The sequence below is a fragment of the Actinomadura sp. KC216 genome (assembly GCF_004348535.1).
In the GTDB taxonomy this organism is placed as follows: Bacteria; Actinomycetota; Actinomycetes; order Streptosporangiales; family Streptosporangiaceae; genus Spirillospora.
Genome location: NZ_SMJX01000609.1, coordinates 1 through 1607 on the forward strand (window position 1 = coordinate 1; position 1607 = coordinate 1607).

Here is a 1607-nt window from a genome sequence, read left to right on the forward strand (position 1 = left end):
CCTCGGCCCCCACCCGCCTCCACTCGTCCACAAGCCGCTCGAACCCGGCCTCCCCGTCCGCCCACGGAAACGGCACGAGCCGCTCGTACACCACCTCCGCGCCCAGCGACCGAACCACCCGCGACGCCGCCCGATGCACGGACCGAGGCCAGATGTAGTCGTTCCCCACCAGCGCCCACCGCCGCAGCCGCCGCCGCGCACTCAACCACCGAACCGCCGGCCCCAACTGCCGCCCCGGCTCGTCACCGAGCAGCACCACACCGTCCCCGCGCACCCCTCCTTCATGCGGAGGCGTGAACACATAGGGAACCCGCCCGGCCAACGCCGAATCCAGCGCCCGATGCACATCACTCGTGTGGAACCCGACGAAAGCCTCCACCAGCCCCGCGTCCGCAAGCAGCCGCGCCTCCGCCGCCACGGTTCCCGGCGCGCGCCCGGCGTCCACCGGCACCAGCTCGATCCCACGCCCAGCCGCGACGACCTCGGAAGCCGCCAGCCACGCGGCACTCAACCCGGACGGCCCGGTCAGCCCGAGCGGCCCCGACAGCGGCAGCAGGAGCCCCATCCTCAGCACCGAGGTGTCCGGCCCTGAGACCAGCAGCTCCATGCTGTCCCGCACTACCACCGAACCGTCCATGACCTGGCAAGTATGCTCGCGGCAGGGGCGGCCGGGCGAGGGAGGGCACAGCGTGGACGACACGGCTCTGGACCGGACCGCGAACACCGAACTGGTCGACCTCCTCACCCGCACCCAGCGCGCCCTGGCCCGCGACCTGGGCACTTTCCTGGACGAGGAGAACACGTCCGTCGAACAATGGCGCGTATTGCGCGCCCTGGCCGACGCCGACGACATCTCAATGGGCGAACTAGCCGTCATCGTCGAGATCCCGCACCCGACCCTGACCCGCATAGTCGACTCGCTGGCCGACTCGGCCTACCTGTACCGCTCCCAGTCGCCCCGCGACCGCCGCCGGGTCTCCGTCCACGTCTCAGACCGCGGCCGCGCCAAACTGGCCCGCCTCGAATCCCTGGCCCGCACCCACGAACAAACCCTCACGACCAAATACGGCCAGGAAACCATCCGAGACTTGACAACCCTCCTCACCCACCTCTGGAACGCCCGGGTCCCCACTGCTTGACCCTGCGGGGCGCTCAGGCCCTTTCTGTGCGGCCGTCCGGTCAGCCTCCTGACCCCACTGCGAATTCAAAGCGCTACTGTTCGTGGCGGTGTTCGATAGCGCATTAGAAGAGGACGCGTGGTCACGGTTTCTTGGCTACACGAGATTCATGTGATCTAGGTCACGTTGGCAGAGATCGGCCTCACCTCTTCCCCTTCCCTGATCTCCGAGTTACGTTAAGGCGGCTTTAACAAAGCCCTTTACGCCTTGGGGTTCATATGGGTCACGCCGTGCGTCGTTTCGCGTCTGTTCTCAGTCCGTTTTATTGGCGATGTCCGGCCTGGTGGTCCCGCGTTCTGGCGTTGACTTTGGTCGCCGGATTGGTCCACGTGCCATTGTCGGCGGTGACCCGTGAAACCGCAGCTCACGCTGATGAACCGCCGAAGGCGGCGAAGGCGGCGGTGTCCGAGGAGAAGGCCGTGGCCGCGG

The 1607-nt window shown here is 67.8% G+C and carries 2 protein-coding genes; one reads left to right on the forward strand and one right to left on the reverse strand.

Annotated elements, in window-relative coordinates; genetic code table 11:
- Positions 1 to 637: ABC transporter substrate-binding protein (locus E1264_RS42455; protein ID WP_165964676.1), on the reverse strand; the 637-nt coding region annotated here is incomplete at its 3' end.
- A 52-nt stretch (positions 638 to 689) separates the two neighbouring features.
- On the opposite strand from E1264_RS42455, the gene E1264_RS42460 reads away from it, so the two are divergent.
- Entirely contained in the window at positions 690 to 1139 is a 450-nt protein-coding gene (locus E1264_RS42460) for a MarR family transcriptional regulator (protein ID WP_207937018.1), read from the forward strand.
- Positions 1140 to 1607: the final 468 nt, after the last annotated feature.